Genomic DNA, 22,072 nt, shown 5'->3' on the forward strand with positions numbered 1-22,072 from the left:
GAATCTATTTTCTTAATCATAATTGAATATGGAAAACGGCAGGCTTAAATTATGCTTTGTAAGTTTAGTTATACATAATTTATACTAATTGTATAATTTTTTCCAAGTAATTTCAACAATTATTAGCATGAATTATTATACAAAATGAAAACCCGTCATATTCCATACATTGCGAATATAAAGCAACATAATATATTATTTTTAAATTTAAATACATTTCAGAGAGCTGCATTAAATATGATTATTATATAAAATTAGTCATGAGTAACATATTTATTCTAATTTATATAAATAATCTCTAAATAGTAATGTCAATTACTTCTCCGTCTTGAGGTATGAGAAGCTTATTTTTATCCATTCCCTTCTCCTTTGCGTATTTACAAAGGCGGTTTCTTGATACTGTTGCATGGTCAACGCTTTCCATATGTACTGCAATAACAATGCTTTGAGGAAGCAAATTTAAAAGCTCTTCAGTCTGATATTCGTCCATCACTATTTTTACATGATTTCCCCATTCAGCACCACAAGCATGTACAATTATAATATCCGGTTTATTTTCAATTAAAAATGACTTTACCTCGTCACACAAAACAGTATCTCCTGCCCAAAATACTGTTGGTTCTCCTTTTGCTTTTAAAAGATATCCCGACGAAGGTCCCATTTCCTCTAAAACCTCGCCTGTCCCATGCCTACCATATACCCTATTAATTGAAATTCCCTTCCAATCACACTTGTCATATATGGGATTTACGTTTAAAAAGCCTTTTCCATTAAGGCGTGTTTCATCATCGGGCTGACATAGCAGAGGGAATTCTTTTGGAATTACAGCTTGTGCTGTTTGATCAAAATGGTCGGAATGAACATGTGATAGTAAAATTATTTCCACCCCTTCCATTATTTTTTCCGTGGAAAAAGGCAAATCCACCAAAGGATTTTTTGATTTTCCTGCATAAGTCGGCATGCTCAGTTTTTCAGCAAAATAAGGATCTGTTAAAAATAAGTGTTTATTATATTCAATACCCATGGTGGCATTTCTTATCAACTGCAATTTCATAAAGATTGTATCCTCCATTTAGTTAATTAAAATACCTTCAGCTGAGTTATGGGTATTACAGGCGCAGGATTTTCAAAGTGCTCTCCGATAATTTTCTCCATCCAGATAATATCGTACCAGGTACCAAATTTATAGCCGCATTTATTAAAATGACCTGTCAATTTATATCCCAAATGCTCATGAAACTTCATGCTGGTATTGCCAAGATGGGCATCCTCAGCCGATGCATAAGCTATACAGGCATTTAAGTTTATTATATTCTGCTTTTTTAGAATTTCCTCCAAGGCAAGATACAGTTTTTTGCCCAGACCTTTGCCGCTGTAACCCTGCTTTAAATATATGGAGGTTTCAACTGCCCAGTCATAGGCAGCTCTCTTTTTAAATTCAGAGGCATAGGCATAACCTGCTATATTGCCATCTTTTATTGCAACTATATAAGGATACATTTTCAAAGTGTCTTTAATCCTTTGTGCAAATTCATCAACTGTGGGCACATCATATTCAAAGGTGATGGCAGTATCCCTTATATAAGGAGCATAAATATCCAAAATTTCCTTTGCATCCTTTGAAGATGCCATTCTTATTAAAATATTTTCGTCCATTGTATAACCTTCTTTCTACATTATCTTTTCATATTTCAGACTGAACCAGAAAGTGCTGCCCTGTCCATTTTGAGACTCTACGCCATAGCTTCCGTCATGTAAGCCCATTATCTTTTTAACAATAGATAACCCCAGTCCCGTTCCCGTCACTGCTCTCTTATGTTTTTTATCAACTTTATAATACCTGTCCCAGATATAAGGCAAATCCTCAGATGCAATTCCATTACCCGTATCGGAAACTCCAATTCTCACGGTTTCATTTGATATAACCTGGTCAACTTCAATAACCTTATCTTCACCGGTGTAGTTAATAGCATTGACAAGGAGGTTGTAAAAGGCCTGAATTATGCTGATTTCATCGGCAAATACCATGACCTCTTCTTCATATTTAAAATTAAACTGATAGCCGTCTTTTCTTGTAAGCTCGGCAATTCTCTCTATTGTCTCTTTTACCCTTTTTGTTAGATTGAACGGAACCTTGTCTATCTTTTGCATCCCCGATTCCATTTTTGAAATGTCCAGCACATCGTTAACCAGTGAACTAAGCCTTTGAGTTTCATCCATTATAATCTGCGTCTGCTCTTTTGTTATTTCATCTGGAAAATCATGCATAACTTCGGCATAGCCGTATATAAGGCTTAAGGGGGTTCTAAGGTCATGAGAAATATTTGCCAGCAGTTCCTGACGCAAGTCTTCCACCTTTTTTAGTTCGTGGGCTGCGGTATTTAAGGTATTTGAAAGTTCGCTTACCTCAAGGAATCCTTTGCCGTCAAAATGTATACCGTAATTTCCCTTTGCAAGCTCTTTAGCACTTTTATTTATTTCCTCTATGGGCTTTGATACCTGTTTTGCTATAATCAAAGCCAGTATGGTTGCAAGTATTATCATAATGACGGTGATAAAATAAAGCTGATACCTTAAGGTCTGGACTGTAGCATTTAAAGGGGTGATAACAGATTCCATAAAAACAGCTATATTTTGCCCTGAGGAATCAACTGCCAGTTTTACATATATAAGGGATTGCATGGCTCGCTCTTCATGAAAAGGCAGCCTTCCTGTAAAGCCCTCGTTCCTCCCGGGGCGGCGGGGCGGCTGTACAGTCACATATTCATAAAATTCACCCTTTTGATTCTGAGCGCCTAAAATCAAAGCCAGCCTATCCAAATCCGACATCTTGAAAATCACACTGTCATTTAGTACATCGGACAGATACAAAATATGGCCCTTTTCATCAATGACTTCTATATTTACGTTAAAGTCCTTGGATATGCCGGTGATAAGCTCTGAAAGATTTTTATTGTCTATATTATCAACTATGGAATTGGCACCGCTTTTTATCTGCATTATTTTAATATTCCTGTAAAAGGAATCTAAAAAAACCGTTTGAAACATCCATAAAATCGTTAGAAGAAGGACACAAAAACCGGACAAAAATAAAAATACTTTCCACTTTAAGTGCAGTTTGTTTATATTCATAATTTATCCCTCAAATCTGTATCCCACACCGCGTATCGTAGTGATTAGTCCGGCATATGAACCCAATGAATGCCTTAAAAGCTTTATATGGGTATCGAGGGTTCTGGCATCTCCATAGTAATCGTAACCCCATACCTCATCTAGAAGTTTCTCTCTTGCTACAGCGATATTTTTATTGCGTATTAAGAAAAAAAGAAGGTCATATTCCTTTGGTGCCAGATTAACCTGCCTGCCATCTATAAATACCCTGTAAGCAGTCATATCAGCTTCAAAGCCGTCTTTTATAAAAATTTCATGATCGTCCTTTTCTTCCTGTACAGCTGATTTAGCAGCTCTCCTTAATATGGCATTTACACGCATCATGACCTCTTTTGAAGAAAATGGTTTTACCACATAATCATCTATTCCAAGTTCAAATCCCCGAAGCTTGTCATATTCCTCTCCTTTTGCAGAAAGCATGAGTACAGGCACATCCCCAAACTCTTTTATCCGTCTCACTGCGGAAAAACCGTCCAGGTCAGGCATCATTATGTCCATAATGATTAAATCAAACTGAATTTTTTGGCACATTTCAACGGCTTCCATACCGTCGCCGGCTTCGAAAACTTCATGGCCTTCAAATATGGCATACCTTTTTAAAACGGATCTTAAGGCGCTTTCATCATCACATATTAAAACTTTAGCCATCATAACCCACCTCGATGTTATAATATCACACAAAATCCATTTATTAAACATGCTTCATCAGAAAGATGAAGCATTATCATAATTAATCACCTGCAGAGCAATGTTTAAATTGCCGTTTTTGCATCTTAATTTGTCCATGAAGCGCTTGGAATTCTTCATATCCTTTAAAACTACATTATAGGATAATTCAAAGAGAGTGCCATACTCTGCTGTTTTTATTTTATATAATTCAAAGGTGCTTGTGTACTCATTCAATATTTCTTCAAAGGCACCCTCATACTCCATATCCTCGGGAACAAGGATTTTCAGCCTCATGTACTTATTATTTCTTCCGCCAAAATTGGTTTTATTAAGAATTATCATCACAAGGCACAGTACGAAGGCAAAAAGGGCTGCATAGCCTATATACCCCATCCCGCAGGCCAAGCCTGTGCCCAGAGTAAAAAATACATATGCTATATCCTTGGAATCTCCGGGAGCACTTCTGAAACGTATCAGGCTGAAAGCGCCTGCAAGGCTGAAAGCTCTCGCCACATTGTTGCCTATCAATAGTATAATCATAGCTATAATGGCAGGGAGCATTATAAGGGTGACTGTAAAATTCTTGTTGTATTCTTCTTTTTTATGTGTATACATATACACCAGGCTTATAAATACTCCCAGCAAAAGTGCGCTTATTATAATGGCTATTGTTCCATTGAATGTAAGGGATTCGCTGACTGAATTTGAAAATAACATATCCAACATTTAAATCACTCCTTGAAAATCAATCTTTTTTATATATCGCTTGTATTCATTCCCGTATTTGGAAAAACTAGTGCTGAAAACTTTCATTTCCGAGAGGCATCTGCACAGCCAGAGAGGTATACTCGAACCCAATTTTATCTCCATGATATATTCATCATCATCGATTAGTTTACTTCCGAAATTACCGCCGGTGAAATTTAAATTATCTCTTCTGGTCAAAATATTTCTGTCAAAGGACACCCTGAAGTCTTTATTTTGCTTATCAAAAAAGGCAATTCTTTCATAGCTTATGAATACCTTAGGCTTTGCATCATTTATCCTTAGAAATTCCTTTATTTCTTCCAGCACCTGTCTGTCAAGGTAATTATCCGTTTCAGAGTATATGCCTGTATTTATAAATTTCATAGCAGCATCATAGGGAATAGTAGCACGCCTCTTTGCCACGGTGCCGCCTATTTTCTTTTTTAATTCGAAGAATACCTTATCACTGCCTTCTGTCGGCATTTCATATGTCCTGAGCCTCAATTTTTCCTTGAAATACGGCTTGCTTATGGAATGCTTTATAATTTCATCATCCTCTGTGTCAAAATACAGGTTATATATGGTATAGCTTTTATTATCCCGGCAATATTTATCCGGAACCATATACTCTTCAAGTACCTTGCATAAGGCTTCAAACTGCTCAAAATTAATCCGGTATTTTATTTCTTTTCTTTTAAAAGTTTTGATTGACATATTAAATCACCCTTTACATCCTTATATCCTAGACTGCTCAAGCTCCCGGCTGTCTTGCACCCTCCGGCCTTTGAGGCCTTTCACTGCCGGGTGCTCCTGTATTAAAGCCTCCGCCTTGAGGGTTTCCTCCCTGCGGACCCCTGCTTTGATTGGTTGTCACTCCGGATTCATTTACGTAAGTAACCGTATCCGATAAGCTGAATGAAACAATCTGACTTTCGTTGCTGTACAGGGTATAGTTTGAGCCGGTTTTTAAATCCGGTGCGGATATTACAATAGTCCCGAATTGCTTTGCCGGAGCAAAAGATATAATCTCTTTACCGTTATCATCTTTTAATGTGATTTTTGTACCTGCTTGCTGTACTGTTGAAAAATACATCATTATTGAAGGCTGAGTTGAGCTTGTATCAGGAGTTTGGGCCATACCGCTGCTGCCGGACGCTATGAGTATTCCTCCGCTTATGGTAAATTGCCTGTCATAATCAATGGCACCATTACCGCTGTTTACAGGACCTTCTACATAAACTGCCCCTCCTGTCATATTGACGGAACCATTGGAATCAAGTCCGTCTCCCCCGGAATTTAAATATATTTCCCCGCCGTTTAATGTCAAAAGCCCCGAAGAATCGTTTACATTAAACCCGTCATCCCTTGCATTCATATTGATTTTGCCGCTATTTACAGTTATATCTACACCCTCGATGCTTTCATAACTGTTTTTAATATCGATGATGCCTCCATTAATGGTAATACCGGCATCTGAATGTATTCCGTCATCATCTGTACTTGCGGCAATGGTTCCTCCGTTTATTATGATATTACCGCCGCTGTGGATAGAATCATCGCTGTTTGATAAAGTAAAGGTGCCGTTGTTTATAATCATTCCGCCAGTGGCTTTTAAGCCTTTCATACTGTCTGAGTCTTCATTAGGGGTTGTATCTTGAGTCTGCTGGAGTTCCCTTCCAATTCTTCCCGACCATTCTGTATTCTCGTTAATGACTTTGCCGGTATATCCTCCCCCTGTGGTTATATTGAATATACCTCCGTCTATTTGTAATGTACTATAGGCCTGTATACCATCGTTGTTTGCGGTTATGGTATATACCCCTTCCTTTATTATCACGTTTCCCTTATTTTCATCGGTGTCATTTGTGGAACGCATACCGTCTTTGCCAGCAATAATTGTCACATCGGCCTTTTCTATAGCTAGAATATCCTTGCCTACGATACCATCGGCTTTTGAATTGATTTTAATAGTACCGTCTGTTATTTTAAGGTCATCCTTGCTGGTTATACCGTCATTGTAATCAGAGGTGACACTTATGGTACCGCTGCCTGTTATTGTAAGGTTCGCCTTTGAAAAAATGGCGGCACTGGGCTCACCGTTCTCATCAGCTGTACTTTCGCTCCCCTGGTAAACATTATTTGAGGTTTCATTTTCCAGAATAAGCACAGCCTTTTTGGCTTCTTTTATATATATAGGGGCTGAAGCCGAATTTGAAATATTGATATTATTTAATATCAAAAATACAGTTCCTTCATCCTTGGTTTTATCGACTTCAACTGTCAGGCTTCCTTCCTTCAAGGTGCCGGTTATTTCGTATATGCCGCTTTTATCAATTGAAGCCGAGCCCTTGCTTAAATCGATTGTCTCATAGCTTCCGCTCTTCCAATCAAAATAATAATCATCCTTTTCATATTCAACTGTCACGGCCTGTATAGCATTTACAGTGCTTTCTGCTTCAATATTATTGGTATTTGAATTTTTACTGCCTTCTCCTCCGGTATTAGCAGCAGTACAGGATGTAATTACTGCAACGCTAATTATAAAAGAGGACAGCATCAATAGGCTTTTATTTTTCAAATCAAACAACCTCCTTAGCTTGTATGGGATAAGTATAAGTGTTCAATATGTATTTTAATTGTCGGTAATGTGAATTTTGGCTGAATAAAAAAAGAATACTTTCGTATTCCTTCATGAACTTCTATTATTTTAGTTTATCCTTTATAAGCTGTGCTGCTTCTTTAGCTGAAATATTGCTGGCATCTATTTTTATAGTATCAAGATTTTGATATAAAGGGATTCTCTCTATACTTCTTTTAATTATATCCTCTGTCCTGATTCCCTTTTTCACATCTTCAAAAAGCCTGTCTGTTAAAGCTTTCTCATTTACAATCAATGAAAATACTTTTACTGATGTACCAGATGTATCAAGCCTTGATAAAACCTCATCGATAATGCTTTGCTCATGCATGACCCAGCAAAATATTATATTTTCATACTCAGAGCATTTTATAAAATTGTTCAAAATATGGGCGATATTATCATGGACCATTTCCTTAGTTTCCTCTGTTACCGTAAAGGGCTGCATGTCCCAGCACCAGTCACCGTCTAGAAACACATTGCAGGGCAAAATGTTTTTAAGCTCGCTGCTTACTGTACTTTTGCCGGCACCCATTGTACCGCTTATTAAAATCAATTTTTTCAAAATAACATCTCCCAACATTAATATAAAGTAATTTATATATTAAGTATAACAAAATAAGAGGACTTGCACCCAAAGGTAGAAATCCTTTATAAAATCATATTTACTTTTTTTCCTCAATAATAACGGTATAGGGCTGAGCAGAATTAATGGTCAGATAATATTCGCCGCTGCCTCTTTGAACACTGCTGTCTTTGGATTCCCCGATGACATTTGCCGCCACGTCAACCAAACTTTTATCCGGTTTGTAGATATATATCTGAAAGTTCATTGCTCCATAGTCTCCGGGCTTTGTATCCCAGGATATTCTCCATTCGGATGAGGTTATTTCAAAGGTTCCGGTATCTTTTATGCTATTTCCCTCAAAGCGTGTAACTTCTGTCCATTTTACTTCGGTATTAGCCGCATTGTTATTGCCGGTCCCCACTCGTTCACTACAGCCTGTTAAAGTAAATAAATATAGAAATGTAATTAATAGTACAGGTTTTTTCATTAAATAACCTCCCTCAATTTATATTACCTTTATTTTGTGCTGAAATTACCCATCTATTCAGTACAAATTGGTGCAGACATTAAAAAACTGCCCTTCAGGGCAGTTTTTTATGATATTTATAAATTATTTCTTTTTCTCTTCTATGAAACGAATAAATGCATCGGCCTGCTTTTCAAGATAAGGAGCACTGGCAGTCAATAATAGATTCCCACCTTCATCCAACTGCTGCATAACATTGGGTATAGTCAAGCGAGGGACATTCATTATGTGCATATTTAAAAAGCTTATCAGAGTAACCAGATGATCCTGGGCAATTCCCGTACCTGACATACTGGGTGTGACACCGCTTATTGCCGCCGGCTTTCCCGATAAAAGAGGCGGTATGTCACGGCTTACAGACCGTGAAAGCCAGTCAATTAAATTTTTCAATACTCCCGGAAAATAGTGGTTGTATTCGGGTGTAAAAAACCATATACCGTCTGCCGCCTTGACAATATCTCGAACGCGCTTCACGGCTTCCGGTGCAGGAAACTCCGTATCCTGATTGAAAAGGGGTACATCTGAGTATTCAAGGATCTCGAATTCTGCTCTGCCACCTATAATTTCCTTGGCTTTTTTTGCTAACTGTCTATTGAATGAGTCTTTTCTCAATGAACCTACAATAGCTATGATAGAAGGTTTTCCCATGATTCTCAACTCCAATCATTTCGTTTAAACTATTATACCATCATTATGAAATAAAATTAAACATTAATATAAGGGAGCCTAGGCTCCCTTATGATTATTGGACGTTGTACATTCCCTTGCTTTCCATATATTTAAATATGGACTCACCATGTTTTTGCTCTTCTTTTTGTATATGGTTCAGTACATCGCGGACTCTTGGATCCCTGAACTCGAAAATTGCAGTATCGTAAGTACCCGAAACATATTTTTCTGCCATCAGTAAATCCTTGCACATGCTGGCATCAGAAAAGTTAATTCCGCCTGCCTGGGCATTATTGTTCATGTTCTGGTTTGCCGGCTGCTGCTGTGAGCCTTGGTTTTGCTGCTGGTTCATTTGAGGAATTGTTCCGCTTAGCAATTGATTTATGGTATCTAAATGTGTTCGTTCAGCCTGGGCATTGGTATTGAATAATTGCTGCAATTGAACGTCTTTTGCAAGATTTGCATAGTTAGTATACTTTTCAATGCACATCTGCTCATGGCTTTTTTCATCTTCTAAGAGCATTCTTTCTTTTGTTGATAAAGTAAAATCCATAATATCACACCTCCAAACCTATTTTTTGCATATTTGTTTTTATTTTATACCCGGATATCATAGATGACGCTGAAAAATAACGCATAAAAATAAGAATGAAGGTTTTATAATAATTAAGATTTATTCCAGAATATTGCTTATAATATCCTTTGGAATAATAAATTCGGGAGAACCTGAGGCACCCGGTGCCACCTCATATTTATCGAAACATATTACCAAATCTCCTCTATTATCAATGTAGAAATTCTGGTCCGGCTTAATTTGGGTAAAGGGTTCGGCGAAGCTATCTTCTTCCAGCCAGAACATATTTTCTCCTGCCTCATTTTGCCTTTTCATTTCGGAAAGGATATATTGGCTTAATACGTTTACATAATCGGCGTTTTCTTTAAATAATGAAGGCAATGTTAAAAGCTCTCCGTTTTTTTTGTTTATGGTATAAAATTTATGAATTGTCGACGATGAGCCCACAGTATTCAGCAAATACACATCAATTGCTAAAATATTATCGTTATCCGTTAAAATTTGATAATTATATTCTATACCCATATGAGCTTCTGGATCTGCCTTTTTTATTTCTTTATAATCCTTTTCAAACTCTGAAATAATAAGATTTGCATTTTCCTTAAAGTCGTTATTAATCCTGTCCTGCAGCTCTTTATCCAGCAGACCTTCTATTTTAGGTGTAACAACATCCGCTGAAAAATTGCCGTCATTTATCTGATATCTTCCAAAGGTTAATATCTTAACTACAGGCTCCATCCCGCTGATACTTGCCATGCTTTTTGCAAAAGCCGGAATTCCGTTAAGCGCTCCTATAAATACTCCCAGAAAAACTGCTGCACACGCAGCTGATTTTATAACTTTTTTCATAATAAACCTTATTTTTATAATCCTGCTGATCCTCACTTTTAATCGTTCCGGCGCTTTTATATTCTTATATTCTGTTTTTAGTTCTTCCAACCGGCGAGTCATCATAGTTCCGTATCCTCCATTTCCAATTTAAGAATTTTAAGAGCCTTATATAACCTGGTCTTGACAGTATTTAGATTTTCACCCGTTATATCTGCAATCTCATTCAGAGAAAAATCCTCAAAATAGCGAAGTATTATAATGCTTCTGTACTTTTCAGGAAGCTTTTCTATGGCCTCTTTTAAATCGATATTCTCGTATGTGTCAACCGCATTATCAATATCCTCCACGTCATCAAGGCCTATGTAAATGCTTTTCTTGTTTTTATTTAAATATGTTATTGATGTGTTTATAATAATCCTGTAAAACCAGCTCTTCATGAATTCAGGTTCTTTCAGCTTATCCAAGGCAGACAATGCCTTAATTACGCTTTGGCTGACAACATCCTCCGCATATTGCTGATTTTTTACATAAGAATATGCAAAACGATATGCATTATCGATATTTTGATTAATAAATTTTTCAAACAGCTGTTTGTTTTTTTGCACTAAATCTCCTCCTCTCACTTATTAGACATCATAAGGGCGGCAAAAGTTTTAATAGGAAGAATTAAATTAAAAAGAAAAGAGCTTCAAGCTAATAACACAAGCTTGAAGCTCTTTTCTTTTTAATTCATCAGATATTCCAATACCTCTTTTGTTTTTCTTATGCGCTCTTCCTTTTCAACGTCCGGGGTCATGTCCGGAAAGCCAAGGGGATATTTTATACTGGAGGAAGTCCACATACGGTTAACTCCCACAGCATTAGCCACCGGAGTCATATTGCACACCTGGACTACAGGGATGCCTGCACGCTCAAGCTCTCTGCAAATCACTGCACCGCAGCGAGTAGAGGTGCCTCAAGTGGAGGTTAGGACAACGGCGTCAATATTGTGGTCCTTCACATACTGAACCATCTGCCTTCCTGTTTTTTCCGCATATTCAACGGGTGCAACAAGGCCGGTAGTAGCTAAGAACTTATCATGAAGCTTTCCTATAACTCCCTGTCTTTCCAGTTCACGCATGGAATCTACCGGTACTAAGCGGTTGGGGTCCGCATTGCTGAATGAGTTGTCATAGCCTCCATGGCGTATGATATAGTCACCGGCTTTAAGGCTGTCCTTTCCGTCAATATCATAAGCGCAGAAACGGTCTGCTGCCGCGCTGGGCATTTTATCGGGATTGTCGGCAGGATACAGGCCTCCGTCTGTTGCCAGCACTATGGTGGTTTTTGACAAATCTAAAACCGGCTGTGGTTTTTGGATATCCTCTTTTGCCGGAAGAGGTATTTCGGATTTGAATTGGCGGCCGTAAATATTATCTAAAAGCATATCAACGGCACGTTCGGGAGGAAGCTTTGCAGAAACAACATTTTTCTTATAGCCCCTCATAAAATATCCTTCTTCATCGGGGGATTTAAGCTCCTCCATATTTAATAGCTTCTTTGCAAACTGTGCCATATTGGCCGTATCATTTCTCATGGTCCTGGCATTGGTCCCCGTCTTTAAAATATAAATATCCTTTCTGTATATCTCAACGCCAGGGTTCACTTCATTCATGGCAGTCACTACGGGGATCTTAAGCTTCTTTGTGACTGCAGAACAAAGTGAACCGCAGGCAACTCCATAGCGTCCAGCGCCATAGGCTGGCCCTGCGGCAAACAATTGAGGGCTGTAGCCTTCTACTATTTTAAGAATTTCTGCCGTTACTTCCTGTAAATTTTCTGCTATATAGTTGTCTCCGCAAACGATGGTTGCCAGTACTTCACATACTTCACCAAAGGCTTCCTGAAAGCTCTGTGATACACCAAAGGCTCCCTCATGAATCTTTATCCCCATACTGGCAGCTTCTTCACCGCCTTCTTTACCGAAGAACTGATTTATATAATATACAACCTTGGTTTTTTCCATCTGATACTCTCCTTTCTTAATAAGCTACAGAAGTAAAATGGGTATTTCCAATCTGACTTATAAAATCCCTTATGGCGGAATAGGCTGCCATGGTATAAGGCCCATACAAATCCATGGAGCTTAGAGTATTTCTGTTTATCATCGTGGGGATGCCCACTACGCGGTCAACTTTAGGAAAATCCACCATTGATATGCAGCCGTTGGTTACCATGGCATCTGCATTTTTAGTGGAAAAGAGCACCAGCTCAGTAATTGGATTTCCTACAGATAGGAATTCCGTTAATAAAAGCACTGTCTTTATTCCCAATTCCTCGCAATAGTCACAATTTAAACCTGTGTCTATCTGCGGGTGTCCGCCTCCCTGTTTTGTTATTATTACACCATCTGCATTTAAGTGATATTTTGCAAGGCCGGCACACATCATAGCATTCCTGTTTTTATTTACAATCTCTGCAGGGGTATTGGACATGATTACTCCCGCAAAATTTATATCTTTGCCATGACGCTTAATAAGTTCCAATATGACGGGATGGTTCTGAAGGGAGTAAGTGGGCGATGAATTGCCTGCTGTATAGTAATCACGGTAAACTAATGCTCCGTCCAATATTTCATTGGGATGTACCACAATGGGCATCATTGAAGCGCATCCATCACCGTAATAAGCTGTGTCATTCAACGGAGCATGGGAGAATATCTGAAATATATAAGCCACTCTCGGAAGATCCTCCAAGCCCTCCTTCTTGAGCTCGAAGGTTTCAACTTCATCGGGAGTATAATCTTTTGCACACTTTGCAACATATTTTGCCACTTTCTTGGATGCAATGTTAACAGCATCGAAATAGGCATCATTTTGCACGCCGGGCGCCGGTTTGGCTAACAGGCATACGTGAATCAATTTGGGCAAAGCATAGGATTGTTCGGCAGCAGGCCCTGACATATCAAGAGTTTGTACTCCTCCGGCTGAAACAGCCATTATTTCAGTAATGCACACGCCTCTTAATACTATGCTGACCCCATTTCCTACTCTCTTAACCTCGTCAGCAATTCCGGGAAAAGTTGCCGCACCTTCACCTGTTTTGTACATGGGCTGCACGCAATCACATACATAAGTTAAGCGGCAGCTCTCACCGGGATGCGCCAGTTCAAAATCCACGCTTTCAAAGTGGAAATCCATGGCTTCAGCTATAAGTTCTTTTTTGCATACATGCAGTATGCCTTTTTCAATGAAGGTTTTTTCATCAAAAACCACCTTTTGCACATCTACATATCTTTTCTCAAGATGCATAACATACAAACCCCCTTATTAAATTTTTAAGCTTATCTCAATTTAAGTATATAGCAGGAATTATATGGCAGTAATATCCGGCTATATTAATAATTATTGTTTTTCCGGCTGCTTTAGAATAGATATAAAATCATAAAAATAGCCGCCCTATAACCATATGCTAAATTGGTTTAGAGCGACCTTTTTTAGTAAAGAAATAGCCATCCTTGAATTTAGAGCAATAATCCTTTATAATAGACTCGGTCTTAATTTTACAGAACATAATAATATGAAAGTATATTTAATATTCATAACATTGATTTCTATCTGAATAATTCAATTTTTATTGTAATATATCCTTATAGCACCCTGAAAATGAGCACTTCTTAACATAAAGTTTTCGAATATATAATATTATTATTTTTCAATTAAATTTACTTACCTGCATTATGCTGAATTTGTTTCCTAATAAGATTTGAGGATGGGATAAAATGGAATTATTACAACTGCGATATTTCATGGCCGTAATGGAGCATATGAATATCACAAAGGCTGCTAAAGCTATGTTCACCTCTCAATCAAATATAAGCAAAAAAATATCCCAGCTTGAAAGCGAGTTGGGAGTAAAGCTATTTGAAAGGTCTGCTTTAGGTGTTGCTCCTACTGACAGCGGCATAATCTTATCCAGAGGTTTATCCGATATATTGCCCAAAATGGAAAATCTCATAGTAAATGTTCAAAATTCCGGTACTAAAATACGCAGTACAATCAAAGCAGGTTTTTGCGAAACTATGGATATAAATCGGATTTTACCCGAGTTCATAAAAAAATTTAAAATTGAAGAGCCAAGCTTAAACATTCAGCTGGTAGTTCATTCCCCGAGAGAATTATTTGAAAAGTTAAGCTTAGGTGAAATTGATTTATGCTTTATGTTTTCCATGTATGACATTAAGCATCCTGCCAAGAGGAGAATGGCTGTTACACGTACACTCCCCCGCATTTATTTTTCCAAGAGACACCCTTTATACAAGAAAGAAAATTTATCTGTATATGATTTTTCTGAAGATACGTTTATTCAATTTCATATTGACCCGGTATTGAGAACTTATAATTATTTAGAACACCTCCCTTTTCCCGTGAAGAAAATTATTGAAACAAACTCATTAAGCGCAATACTTTTGTATTTAGAAGCCAATTCCGGAGTGTCACTTTTAGGAGAAAGCCAGATTTTCCTAGGAAAGGAAACCATTGATTCCATCCAACTGCCGCCTGATATAGATATGGCTACAGTAGGAACAGATGCAGTTTGGCTTAATACAAACAAAAATCCGGCTCTTCCCGTTTTTCTGTCACTGCTGTCCCAGGAACTCAAGAAAAAAAATAAGAGAAAAAATAAAAGGGGTTAAGCTTAACCCCTTTTTCATTACTTTGTCAGATATTCCAGCACTTCTTTTGCTTTTCTTACACGCTCCTCCAATTCAACATCCGGTGTCATTTCTGGAAATCCTAAAGGATATTTAATACTGGAGGAAGTCCACATACGGTTTACTCCCACAGCATTTGCTACCGGGGTCATATTGCACACCTGTACCACAGGTATGCCTGCACGCTCTAACTCTTTGCAAATCACTGCACCGCAGCGAGTGGAGGTGCCTCAGGTGGAAGTTAAAACAACAGCGTCTATGTTGTGGTCTTTAACGTATTTAACCATCTGCTTTCCTGTCTTTGTCGCAAATTCAACCGGCGCCACCAAACCGGTAGTGGATAAAAATTTATCGTGAAGCTTTCCTATAAATCCTTCCTTTTCAAGGGCGCGAAAAGCGTCCACAGGTACCAGACGGTTGGGGTCTGCATTACTGTAGGTATTGTCATATCCGCCGTGGCGTATAATATAATCCCCCTGCTTTAAGGAATCAACTCCCGATATATCATATGCACAGAAACGGTCTGCGCTTGCGGTAGGCATCTTATCAGGATTATCAGCAGGATATAATCCTCCGTCTGTTGCCAATACTATTGTGGCTTTTTTAAGATCCTTAATAGGTTCAGGCCTTTCTATTTTCTCCGATGTAGGCAGAGGAATTTCAGACTTGAATTCCCGGCCGTAGTACTTATCAAGGAGCATATCAACTGCACGCCTGGGAGGATATTTATCCACGAATATGTTTCTTTTAAAACCCCGCATAAAATAGCCTTCTTCTTCAGGAGATTTAAGCTCCTCCTTTTTTAAAAGCTTCTTGGCAAACTGTGCCATATTGGAGGTATCATTCTTCATTGTCCTTGCATTGGTACCGGTTTTTAAAATGTATATATTCTTCCTGTACATCTGCACGCCCGGGTTTACTTCATTCATAGCAGTAACTACCGGAATTTTCATTTTCTTGGTAACGGCAGAGCAAAGAGAACCGCAGGCCACTCCGTAGCGGCCTGCTCCAAAAGCAGGTCCTGCAGCGAAAAGGTCAGGTTTGTAGCCTTCTATTATATTAACAATTTCTGATGTTACTTCTTCCAACCTTTCTGCAATATAGTTGTCTCCGCAAACTATAGTTGCCAGTACTTCACATTCTTCACCGAAAGCCTCTTCAAAACTTTTAGCCACACCAAAGGCTCCGCTGTGTATTTTTATCCCCGTACTGGCAGCTTCTTCGCCGCCTTCCTGGCCAAAGAACTGGTTAATGTAATATACAACCTTAGTCTTTTCCATACCTGTTTCTCTCCTTTCTTAGTAGACTACTGAAGAACGATTGGTATATCCAATCTGGCTCATAGACTCTCTGATTGCGCTTGTCAAGAGTGTCAGCGGGCCATGCACATCAATGGCGCTGTTAGTGGCGCGGTTGGGTATGGTGGTTTGGCCGATAACACGGTCTACTTTTGGCAAGTCTACATGTACCAGACAGCCATTGGTAACCATAGCATTTGCATTTTCAGTGGAGAATAGCACCAGCTCATCAATGGGGCTTTGTGCAGACAAAAATTCCGTTAATAGGAGCACCGTCTTTACTCCCAATTCCTCACAGTAATCGCAGTTTAAGCCCGTATCTATCTGGGGATGTCCGCCGCCCATTTTTGTGATAATGGCACAGTCCGCATTAATGACATTCTTAGCAAGGCCGGCACACATCATGGCATTTCTGTTTTTATTGACAACCTCGGCAGGTGTATTGGATATAATAACTCCGGCAAAATTCAGATCCTTGCCGTGGCGTCCCATTAATTCCCGGATAACAGGATGATTCTGAAAGAAATAGGTAGGCGATACATTAGAAGTCGAATAGTAATCGCGGAATACCAGTGCACCATCCAGTATTTCATTTGGATGCACGACAGTGGGAAGCATGGTTGCGCACCCGTCTCCGTAATAAACGGTATCGGTCACAGGAGCATGGGAGAATACCTGAAATATATAAGCTACCCTAGGCAGGTTCTCCAAACCCTCCTTCTTTAATTCAAAAGCTTCCACTTCATCGGGGATGCAGTCTTTTGCACACTGGGCAATATATTTTGCCACCTTCTTTGATGCTATGTTTATTGCATTTAAATAAGCATCTTTTTGTGAATCGGGAGCAATCTTAGCCAGCATGCAAATGTGAACCAGCTTTGGCAGTACAAAGGATTCCTCGGCTCCGGGCCCTGACATATCAAGGGTTGATACGCTCACTGTCGGCTGAGTCATGACTTCAGTAACGCTGACGCCGCGCAATATAACGCTGGCACCGGTACCCACACGCTTTATTTCATCAACTATGCCGGGGAAAGTTGATGCACCATCCAGCTTATACATGGGCTGGATACAATCGCATACATAAGACAAGCGGCAGCTCTCTCCGGGATGTGCCAATTCGAAATCTATACTTTCAAAGTGAAAATCCATTGCTATATCAATTAGTTCGTTTTTGCAGACATGCAGTACACCCCTTTCCACGAAAGTTTTTTCATCAAAAACCACTTTATGCACATCTACATACCTTTTCTCTAAATGCATATTATGCCTCCTCGCAGTTTCATTGACGAAATGGTTAAGAATGTTTCGTCAATTTTTTTTATTAAAGATACATGAATGTAGGAATATTTATAAAACAATAATTTGTCTTAGCCGGCCATTACTTCTTGCTTTCTTGCATTTATTTCTTCCTGCATTTGTTTTAAATTGGCTTCAGTCAGCCTGAACCCAAAAAGTACTACCATACCGGTAAATATTAATGCTATAGCCGGTACCAACGCAATAATATTGATAATGCCTGATTTTAACGCCGGCGTAGGTGTCATTTTTGCAACAAATCCGATGGCTGCAAGGGCAGTAGTCATTATAACTCCATTTGTCATTTTACCTACTTTTAAAGGCAGGTTCATAAGACCCATAATAAATCCTGCGGTATTTTGCCCAGTTTTCCATTCGCCATAAACAATTGTATCGCTGTATAAGGCAACAAATGTCGAGGTTACTATCCCGTTAACAAAGGAATAGCATGAACAAGCTGCTATAAACAGGTAAGTTTGCAATCCCATAAACTTCGCAATTAATAAAAAACCGCCGGCTGCTAAAGCTGTGATAATAGTTGTTGTACGCGTATTTAATTTCTTGTTTAATACAGGCGTAGAAAGTGTGCCTAAAATTGCCGCAAAAGATGTAATAAGCAAATGGAGGGGCATGAGGGCCATATTTTGAGCTACATAAGTGTAATAATAAGCAACAGCTCCGGATATTATAAAGGTTGAAATATTCCGGCCATAATCAGCAAGCAAAAGGGCTATCAGCGGTGGATTCTGGAATAAATTTCTCAAAATATCACCGGCTGAGGCTTTTTCTTTCTTTTTAGCTGCAGCCTTTGTCTGTTGAACTTCTGCACCATTAACAGGAAGCTCTTCATATCCATCCGTCATTTTAAAAATAGCTAAGTAGCCCCACCACATACAGCATGCCATGAGCCCCTGAAGAATTGTATAACCAAGTATCGGGCTGCCGGTTACGGCACCAAAGAATAAAGCCAGCGGTGTGCTTATATAGGAGAAGAATAACCTGGAAAGGCTTGACCAAAATCCTCTTCTGGAAGAAAGCAGGACCTTTTCCTGAGGATTATTGGCCAGCAATGGAATAAGAGCTACATTGGCTACCCAGGGAGTATTCATCAATGGTTTTGATATAAGAGCACTTACTATGATAATTGCCGCTGCGATATTATCAGGCCCTATCTTTGTATATTGCAAGGCCATAAATATCACAACAAATGGAGGTGCAACGAGAAGCCATGAACGTAATTTTCCCCACTTCATTGGTTTAACGCCGTCAATAATCGCGCCGTATACGGCAGAGAATATGGCATCAATGGTATTGGGAAGAGTAATAATAAGTGCAACCAGTGCAAGGTTGAAGCCTGCAACATCGGTTAGAAAGTAGGCTTGAAGGTACATGCCGACACTGGTCATAAGAGAGAATCCCAAATCTCCCACACCATAAAATGTTTTTAAAGACTTGCTTAAAGGTTTTTTCATAAGAATGCCTCCTACTTTTGTAATATTTTGATTTTATATAACATTACATTATATACTTACAATTAAGGATTAGTTGTGATACAAGCATTAATAACCTCCAGTGCTTTTTTATAATGTTTATCCGACATTACTGTCAATGTTTTCAAGCTGCCATAGTGTTTTCCTCATTTTTACATTGTAATAGCTTTTTTAAATAATAATATATATTGTAATTGGTTATTTAAATAACAATATTAAGTATAGAGTTTAATGTAACCTTAAGGTCAATAGCTTTTAAAAAAATTAAAAAGGCGGCTCAATTTTGAACATCCAAGGTTGTTCAAAATTGAGCCGGCCCTTTTTAACGGTTCTTAATATTATTTTGTCAGATATTCTAAGACTTCTCTGGTTTTTCTGATACGCTCTTCTAATTCAATATCAGGCGTCATCTCCGGGAACCCAAGGGGATATTTAATGCTTGAAGAAGTCCACATGCGGTTGACTCCAACTGCATTGGCTACCGGAGTCATATTACACACCTGTACTACAGGTATACCCGCACGCTCAAGCTCTCTGCAAATCACTGCACCGCAGCGAGTTGAGGTGCCTCAGGTGGAAGTTAAGACAACAGCATCGATGTTGTGGTCCTTTACGTATTCAACCATTTGCCTGCCGGTCTTAGTGGCATATTCAACTGGTGCGACCAAACCGGTAGTGGCTAAAAACTTATCATGCAGCTTTCCAATAAATCCTTCCCTTTCAAGTACACGCATGGAGTCTACCGGCACAAGGCGGTTGGGATCCGCATTGCTGAAGGTCTGATCATAGCCGCCATGACGTATAATATAATCGCCTTGCTTCAGAGAGTCTACACTTGAAATGTCATATGCACAAAAACGGTCTGCGGCTGCACTGGGCATCTTATCCGGGTTGTCAGCCGGATATAAGCCGCCGTCGGTCGCCAGTGCTATGGTAGCCTTTTTAAGGTCTTTAATCGGCTCAGGTTTCTTGATGTCTTCCGTCACCGGAAGGGGAATTTCGGACTTAAACTCACGGCCGTGAACCTTATCGAGAAGCATGTCAACTGCACGCTTTGCAGGCTTTTTCTCTGCAACCACATTCCTTTTAAAGCCCCGCATAAAATAGCCTTCTTCATCCGGTGATTTAAGCTCAACCTTATTTAAAAGCTTTTTGGCAAATTGGGCCATGTTAGCGGTATCATTCTTCATAGTCCTTGCATTGGTGCCGGTCTTTAAAATATAAATATCTTTCCTGTATAATTCTACGCCAGGGTTTACTTCATTCATGGCAGTAACTACCGGAATTTTCATCTTTTTGGTAACGGCAGAGCAAAGAGAACCGCAGGCTACTCCGTAACGGCCTGCACCAAAAGCAGGGCCTGCAACAAACAAGTCAGGCTTGTAGCCTTCTATTATCTTAACAATTTCTGCAGTTACTTCCTCTAGCTTTTCAGCTATATAGTTATCTCCGCAAACGATAGTTGCCAGCACTTCACAGTCTTCACCGAAAGCTTCTTTAAAGCTCTGTACCACACCAAATGAGCCTTCATGGACCTTTATACCTGTGCTGGCGGCTTCTTCGCCGCCTTCCTGGCCAAAAAACTGGTTAATATAATATACAACCTTAGTCTTTTCCATTACTGCTATTCTCCTTTCTTAATAGACTACAGTGGTTAAATTGGTATTCCCAATCTGGCTGATAGATTCTCTTATTGAGTTTATACTAAGGGTTAAGGGGCCGTATACATCCCCCTGGACCCGTCCCGGCATTACAGTTGGGCCAATTACACGGTCTACCTTCGGCAGGTCCACAAAATTAAGACAACCGTTGGTGACCATAGCATTTGCGTTTGGAGTAGAAAATAACACCAGTTCCTCAATGGGGCTGTTAGCAGATAGGAATTCCGTAAGCAGTAATACAGTCTTTATGCCCAGCTCTTCATTGTAATCGCAGTTTAGACCTGTATCTATCTGGGGATGACCACCGCCCTGCTTTGTGATAATGACCCCATCTGCATTAAGATGATATTTTGCAAGGCCGGCACACATCATGGCATTTCTATTTTTATTAATGACCTCCGCCGGAGTATTGGACAGAATAACTCCAATAAAGTTTATATCTTTCCCGTGGCGGTCCATTAATTCCAATATAACGGGATGATTCTGAATAGCATAGGTAGGCGCCGAATTGGAAGTAGAATGGTAATCGCGGAATACCAGGGCTCCGTCAAGTATTTCATTGGGATGTACTATAGTAGGCAGCATGGTTGCACAGCCATCGCCGTAATAAGCGGTATCGTTTAAAGGGGCGTGGGAGAATACCTGATATATATAAGCTATCCTTGGCAGGTTCTCCAAACCCTCCTTCTTTAATTCAAAGGTTTCCACTTCATCGGGGATGCAGTCTTTTGCACATTGGGCAATATACTTTGCCACCTTCTTTGATGCTATGTTTAATGCATTAAAATATGCATTGTTCTGAACTCCCGCAGCTATTTTGGCCAGTATGCATATATGGGCCTGTCCGGTCAATAACAAAGATTTTTCGGCTCCCGGACCCGACATATCCAGGGTCTGGCTTCCCGTAGGTAACAGAAGGATTTCGGTGATGCTGACGCCGCGAAGAACGACGCTTGAACCGGTGCCTACACGCTTTACCTCATCAACTATACCCGGGAAAGTCGATGAGCCTTCTCCAAGTTTGTACATAGGCTGTATGCAGTCGCATACATTGGACAGGCGGCAGCTATCGCCGGGATGTGCCAGTTCGAAATCAATACTTTCAAAGTGAAAATCCATTGCAAGATCTACAAGTTCTTTTTTGCAGACATGCAGCTCGCCCTTTTCGATATAGGTCTTTTCATCAAAAACTATTTTATGCACGTCTACATACCTTTTCTCAAGATGCATATATATAC

General features: G+C 39.3%; 21 protein-coding genes. 1 reads left to right on the forward strand and 20 read right to left on the reverse strand.

From position 1 onward, the window contains the following. Positions 1–298 precede the first annotated feature (298 nt). From OXPF_RS12090 to OXPF_RS12165, 15 genes are all read right to left on the reverse strand, one after another. Entirely contained in the window at positions 299–1,054 is a 756-nt protein-coding gene (locus tag OXPF_RS12090) for an MBL fold metallo-hydrolase (RefSeq protein ID WP_054875463.1), read from the reverse strand. A 26-nt stretch (positions 1,055–1,080) separates the two neighbouring features. Further along, positions 1,081–1,656, reverse strand: coding sequence for a GNAT family N-acetyltransferase (locus OXPF_RS12095; protein WP_054875464.1), 576 nt, complete (start codon positions 1,654–1,656; stop codon positions 1,081–1,083). 15 nt (positions 1,657–1,671) lie between these two features. Beyond that, positions 1,672–3,132: a sensor histidine kinase gene (locus OXPF_RS12100; RefSeq protein WP_054875465.1), complete on the reverse strand. Its 1,461-nt coding sequence runs from the start codon at positions 3,130–3,132 to the stop codon at positions 1,672–1,674. A 3-nt stretch (positions 3,133–3,135) separates the two neighbouring features. Then, positions 3,136–3,819 carry a response regulator transcription factor gene (locus tag OXPF_RS12105; RefSeq protein WP_054875466.1) on the reverse strand — a complete coding sequence of 228 codons (684 nt, stop codon included), beginning with the start codon at positions 3,817–3,819 and terminating at the stop codon, positions 3,136–3,138. A 57-nt stretch (positions 3,820–3,876) separates the two neighbouring features. Further along, entirely contained in the window at positions 3,877–4,566 is a 690-nt protein-coding gene (locus OXPF_RS12110) for a DUF4956 domain-containing protein (RefSeq protein WP_054875467.1), read from the reverse strand. Then, a complete protein-coding gene (locus tag OXPF_RS12115; RefSeq protein ID WP_054875468.1) occupies positions 4,567–5,301 on the reverse strand; it encodes a polyphosphate polymerase domain-containing protein in 735 nt (244 codons plus the stop codon). It abuts the gene before it with no gap. Between the two features lie 37 nt (positions 5,302–5,338). Next, a complete protein-coding gene (locus tag OXPF_RS12120; protein ID WP_054875469.1) occupies positions 5,339–7,165 on the reverse strand; it encodes a carbohydrate-binding domain-containing protein in 1,827 nt (608 codons plus the stop codon). Between the two features lie 124 nt (positions 7,166–7,289). Beyond that, positions 7,290–7,790 (reverse strand): AAA family ATPase, encoded by a 501-nt coding sequence (locus tag OXPF_RS12125; protein ID WP_054875470.1) that lies wholly within the window; start codon positions 7,788–7,790, stop codon positions 7,290–7,292. Positions 7,791–7,890: 100 nt separating this feature from the next. Next, the gene (locus OXPF_RS12130) at positions 7,891–8,280 is read right to left on the reverse strand and encodes a hypothetical protein (RefSeq protein WP_054875471.1); all 390 of its coding nucleotides are present in this window, start codon (positions 8,278–8,280) and stop codon (positions 7,891–7,893) included. A 123-nt stretch (positions 8,281–8,403) separates the two neighbouring features. Further along, a complete protein-coding gene (locus OXPF_RS12135; protein WP_054875472.1) occupies positions 8,404–8,967 on the reverse strand; it encodes an NADPH-dependent FMN reductase in 564 nt (187 codons plus the stop codon). Positions 8,968–9,061: 94 nt separating this feature from the next. Further along, a complete protein-coding gene (locus tag OXPF_RS12140; RefSeq protein WP_054875473.1) occupies positions 9,062–9,541 on the reverse strand; it encodes a spore coat protein in 480 nt (159 codons plus the stop codon). A 120-nt stretch (positions 9,542–9,661) separates the two neighbouring features. Beyond that, entirely contained in the window at positions 9,662–10,516 is an 855-nt protein-coding gene (rsiV, locus tag OXPF_RS12145; protein ID WP_054875474.1) for an anti-sigma-V factor RsiV, read from the reverse strand. After that, on the reverse strand, positions 10,513–10,998 hold the full coding sequence (locus OXPF_RS12150) for an RNA polymerase sigma factor (RefSeq protein WP_054875475.1): 486 nt from the start codon (positions 10,996–10,998) through the stop codon (positions 10,513–10,515). The genes rsiV and OXPF_RS12150 overlap by 4 nt, the downstream gene beginning before the upstream one ends. Before the next feature lie 119 nt (positions 10,999–11,117). Then, positions 11,118–12,398, reverse strand: a complete 1,281-nt coding sequence (locus OXPF_RS12160; RefSeq protein ID WP_242854395.1) for a glycine/betaine/sarcosine/D-proline family reductase selenoprotein B — start codon at positions 12,396–12,398, stop codon at positions 11,118–11,120. A 16-nt stretch (positions 12,399–12,414) separates the two neighbouring features. Beyond that, a complete protein-coding gene (locus OXPF_RS12165; protein WP_054875478.1) occupies positions 12,415–13,683 on the reverse strand; it encodes a glycine/sarcosine/betaine reductase component B subunit in 1,269 nt (422 codons plus the stop codon). Positions 13,684–14,153: 470 nt separating this feature from the next. Here OXPF_RS12165 and OXPF_RS12170 point away from each other — a divergent pair, with 470 nt between their 5' ends. Continuing rightward, on the forward strand, positions 14,154–15,068 hold the full coding sequence (locus tag OXPF_RS12170) for a LysR family transcriptional regulator (protein WP_054875479.1): 915 nt from the start codon (positions 14,154–14,156) through the stop codon (positions 15,066–15,068). Positions 15,069–15,085: 17 nt separating this feature from the next. On the opposite strand, the gene OXPF_RS12175 is transcribed toward OXPF_RS12170, so the two are convergent. The 5 genes from OXPF_RS12175 to OXPF_RS12195 form a co-directional block, all read right to left on the reverse strand. Beyond that, positions 15,086–16,366 carry a glycine/betaine/sarcosine/D-proline family reductase selenoprotein B gene (locus OXPF_RS12175; RefSeq protein WP_242854396.1) on the reverse strand — a complete coding sequence of 427 codons (1,281 nt, stop codon included), beginning with the start codon at positions 16,364–16,366 and terminating at the stop codon, positions 15,086–15,088. Positions 16,367–16,384: 18 nt separating this feature from the next. Then, positions 16,385–17,647 carry a glycine/sarcosine/betaine reductase component B subunit gene (locus OXPF_RS12180; RefSeq protein ID WP_054875481.1) on the reverse strand — a complete coding sequence of 421 codons (1,263 nt, stop codon included), beginning with the start codon at positions 17,645–17,647 and terminating at the stop codon, positions 16,385–16,387. A 107-nt stretch (positions 17,648–17,754) separates the two neighbouring features. Further along, positions 17,755–19,155, reverse strand: coding sequence for an MFS transporter (locus OXPF_RS12185; RefSeq protein WP_054875482.1), 1,401 nt, complete (start codon positions 19,153–19,155; stop codon positions 17,755–17,757). 356 nt (positions 19,156–19,511) lie between these two features. Then, the gene (locus OXPF_RS12190) at positions 19,512–20,792 is read right to left on the reverse strand and encodes a glycine/betaine/sarcosine/D-proline family reductase selenoprotein B (protein ID WP_242854397.1); all 1,281 of its coding nucleotides are present in this window, start codon (positions 20,790–20,792) and stop codon (positions 19,512–19,514) included. 18 nt (positions 20,793–20,810) lie between these two features. Further along, positions 20,811–22,064 carry a glycine/sarcosine/betaine reductase component B subunit gene (locus tag OXPF_RS12195; protein ID WP_054875484.1) on the reverse strand — a complete coding sequence of 418 codons (1,254 nt, stop codon included), beginning with the start codon at positions 22,062–22,064 and terminating at the stop codon, positions 20,811–20,813. Positions 22,065–22,072 lie beyond the last annotated feature (8 nt).

Origin of the sequence: Oxobacter pfennigii, assembly GCF_001317355.1 — a bacterium.
In the GTDB taxonomy this organism is placed as follows: Bacteria; Bacillota; Clostridia; order Clostridiales; family Oxobacteraceae; genus Oxobacter; species Oxobacter pfennigii.